2 protein-coding genes and 2 pseudogenes are annotated in these 3,371 nt (G+C 65.2%); 3 read left to right on the top strand and 1 reads right to left on the bottom strand.

The window, feature by feature from the left end; genetic code table 11:
• Together RM423_RS24310 and RM423_RS24305 are read left to right on the top strand one after the other, a co-directional pair.
• Nucleotides 1-102: pseudogene (locus RM423_RS24310) on the top strand (IS982 family transposase); the annotation flags it as partial.
• A gap of 68 nt (nt 103-170) precedes the next feature.
• The gene (locus RM423_RS24305; RefSeq protein ID WP_311425619.1) at nt 171-1,262 is read left to right on the top strand and encodes an IS630 family transposase; all 1,092 of its coding nucleotides are present in this window, start codon (nt 171-173) and stop codon (nt 1,260-1,262) included.
• Here the strand turns inward: RM423_RS24305 and RM423_RS24300 are convergent.
• Nucleotides 1,259-1,796, bottom strand: a pseudogene (locus tag RM423_RS24300) (IS630 family transposase); the annotation flags it as partial. The gene RM423_RS24305 and the pseudogene RM423_RS24300 overlap by 4 nt on opposite strands.
• A gap of 611 nt (nt 1,797-2,407) precedes the next feature.
• Between RM423_RS24300 and RM423_RS24295 the strand changes: the two are divergent.
• On the top strand, nt 2,408-3,358 hold the full coding sequence (locus tag RM423_RS24295) for a reverse transcriptase domain-containing protein (protein ID WP_311425618.1): 951 nt from the start codon (nt 2,408-2,410) through the stop codon (nt 3,356-3,358).
• Nucleotides 3,359-3,371: the final 13 nt, after the last annotated feature.

The following is a 3,371-nucleotide window of genomic DNA, read 5'->3' as shown; positions in this document are numbered from 1 at the left end:
ACCCGCGTCGCTCAACGCCTGCTAGCCATGGCCACCGGCATCTGGCACAACTGGACCACCGGCGCCACCACCAAACGATCACTGACCGCCTACGACCACTAACCCTCCAAGGAATCAACCATCTAGTGTCCTGCGCCAGGAACTCGTGGTGTAAGTCGTAGAATCGGGTGGTGGCGAGGACCGGGCGGCCGAAGGCCGAGTTGACGTTGACCGATGATGAGCGCGAGCAGTTGTTGCGCTGGTCGCGGCGGGCGAAGTCGGCGCAGTCGTTGGCGTTGCGGTCGAAGATCGTGCTGGTCTGTGCGCAGGGGTTGGACAACAAGCAGGTCGCGGCGAAGCTGGGGATTGTGCCGGCGACGGTGGGTAAGTGGCGTTCCCGGTTCGTGGCCAGGCGCCTGGATGGCTTGGTGGACGAGCCGCGTCCGGGTGCGCCGCGCACGATCGCTGATGAGCTGATCGTGTCGGTGATCGTGGCGACGCTGGAGCGGACTCCGAAGGACGCGACGCACTGGTCGAGGGCCTCGATGGCCGCTGAGACAGGGTTGTCACGCTCGACGATCGGTCGAATCTGGCGGGAGTTCCGGCTCAAGCCGCACCTGGCCGACTCGTTCAAGCTCAGCAGCGATCCGCTGTTCATCGAGAAGGTTCGCGACGTGGTCGGGCTCTATCTGGACCCGCCCGAGCGGGCGCTGGTGCTGTGTGTGGATGAGAAGAGCGGGATCCAGGCCTTGGACCGGTCCGCGCCGGTGCTGCCGATGATGCCGGGCATGCCCGAGCGCCGCACCCACGACTACGTCCGCTCGGGCACGACCACCTTGTTCGCCGCGCTGGACGTGGCCTCCGGCCAGGTGATCGGCTCGCTGCACCGGCGTCGTCGTGCGATCGAGTTCAAGAAATTCCTGACCAAGATCGATGCCGAGGTGCCCTCCGATCTGGACGTGCACCTGGTCTGTGACAACCTCTCCACCCACAAGACCCCGGCCATCGCCAGCTGGCTCCAGGCGCACCCACGTTTCCACCTGCACTTCACCCCGACCAGCTCGTCCTGGCTCAACCAGGTCGAACGCTGGTTCGGGCTGCTCACCGACAAGCAGCTACGCCGCGGCGTCCACAAAAACCTGCAAGCCCTCGAGAAAGACATCCGCACCTGGGTCACCACCTGGAACGAGAACCCCCGCCCCTTCGCCTGGACCAAAACCGCCGATGAGATCTTCGAACGACTCAACGCATATCTTCAACGGATTCCTGGCGCAGGACACTAGTGGCCTGAATTAATAGTTGTTGGGCGCTTGGCTTTCGTGAGGATCTGGTCTGCGGTCTTGGTCCAGACGAAGGGGTGGCTGCGGTCGTTCCAGCCTTCGATGAACGCGCGGATCTTGGCGTTGAGGTCCTTGATGGAGCCGAAGCTGCCGCGGTGGATGGCCTGTCGTTCGATGATCCCGAACCAGATCTCGACCATGTTCATCCAGGACGCCGAGGTCGGGGTGAAGTGAACCTGCACGCGGGGGTTGGCGGCGAGCCAGTCGCGGATCTCGACACGCTTGTGGGCGGCGTAGTTGTCCATCACCAGATGCAGATCCCGCTCGGGGTAGGCCCTGACGACGTCCTTGAGAAACCGCAGGAACTCCTGGTGCCGGTGCCGCGCCTGACAGCGGCCGGTGACCTTGCCGGTGGCGATCTCCAAGGCCGCGAACAGCGTCGTGGTGCCGTGCCGCTTGTAGTCATGGGTGCGCCGTTCGGACAGGCCGGGTTGCATCGCCAGCATCGGTCCGGTCCAGCGCCTGGATCTGGGACTTCGTGCGCCACGAGGCGCCGTGTTTCACCGGATGGAGGTGAGAGGCCTTCGTCGCCGTCTTGTCGCAGCAGGGCGGTGAAGCTGGCGGCAGCCTGAACCGGGTGACGCCGGGAAGGGTGGGAGCAGCCGCGACAACGGCCGGACGGGCTGGCACTGCCAGACGGCTCGGGTCGGTCTAGCGAGACGGGAAGGTGTACGTGAGGAACCAGCGTGTAACGCCTCTCAAGAGATACGCCGGCTCAAATCTGGTGGATATGGGCCGGTCCGCGATGCACGCCCACCGCAGTGGTTCGAGGTGGTGGGCGACTCCTTTGCTGTGTGAAGACGGCGGCGGGGAGGCCACGAGGAAGGTCTGCGGCGTACTCGTGGCGATGTTGCAGGGGCAAAGCTGGGCACCTAACCCGTCGACCGGGACACGGTGAACGTGGGAAGCGCTTCGGTCTTGTCCTCCCTTTTGGCCATCCAGGTCGAGGGTGGACAGGCTTGTCAACGGCTGGTGGGGCCGGGGCGTGGCGGAGCCGTCGTAGTACTCCGAGGCCGGGAGAGCCGGTCACATGGGGAAGGGCGGCAGCGGTCTGGCAGCGACCGGGCTGACAGGGCAGGAGGTCGCCGGTGAACATCGGCGCGCCGTGGCCGACGCTTGCAGAAGCCGAGGTACGGGTACTGCGGATGCAGACCAAGCTGCACCAGTGGGCGGTCAGTGATCCTGACCGTCGGTTCGATGATCTGTTCAACCTCGTCTATGACCCCGCCGTGATCGTTGTCGCATGGCGTCGGGTCAGGGGTAACAGGGGAAAGCGGTCCGGCGGCATCGACGGTCTCGCGCCGATCGATGTCGCCGATGCGGGCGAACTGCTCACTGCACTGCGGGAGCAGTTGAAGGCGCGGCAGTTCGTGCCGATGCCCGCGCGGGAGCGGATGATCCCCAAGTCCGGTGGCAAGCTGCGCCGGTTGGGGATCGCGACCGTGGCCGACCGCACCGCTCAGGCGGCCCTGAAGCTGGTGCTGGAGCCGATCTTCGAGGCGGAGTTCCACCCGTGTTCCTACGGGTTCCGCCCGAGGCGCCGAGCACAGGACGCAATCGCCGAGATTCACCAATTCAGTTCCCGCTCCTATGAATGGGTGCTCGAGGGTGACATCGAGGCGTGCTTCGACAACATCGACCACACGGCCCTGCTGGACCGGGTGCGTCGACGCGTCGCAGACAAGCGGGTCCTGGCTCTGGTGAAGGCGTTCCTGAAAGCAGGTGTCCTCGGCGAGGACGGTTTCCTGCGCAACACCAGCACCGGCACCCCCCAGGGCGGCATCGTGTCGCCCTTGCTGGCCAACATCGCACTGTCTGTCCTCGACGATCACTTCGCCGAGGCCTGGCAGACGATGAGCGCGACCACCTACCGCCGCACCAAACGCACTCGGGCGGGACTGCCGAACTACCGACTGGTCCGCTACGCCGACTTATGCCGAGCTCGGCATAAGTCGGCCTATGTCGACCGCCGGATTATGCCGCGTGAGGGTCGAGGGCCCTTGCTGATGCTGGGTGATCTCGCGGGCTGGTCGGCATAATCGGGGTCGTGTT

Source organism: Jatrophihabitans lederbergiae (assembly GCF_031845305.1).
GTDB lineage: Bacteria > Actinomycetota > Actinomycetes > Mycobacteriales > Jatrophihabitantaceae > Jatrophihabitans_A > Jatrophihabitans_A lederbergiae.
The sequence above is the reverse complement of the archived record's forward strand: the minus strand, read 5'-3'. Positions and strand labels throughout refer to the sequence as shown.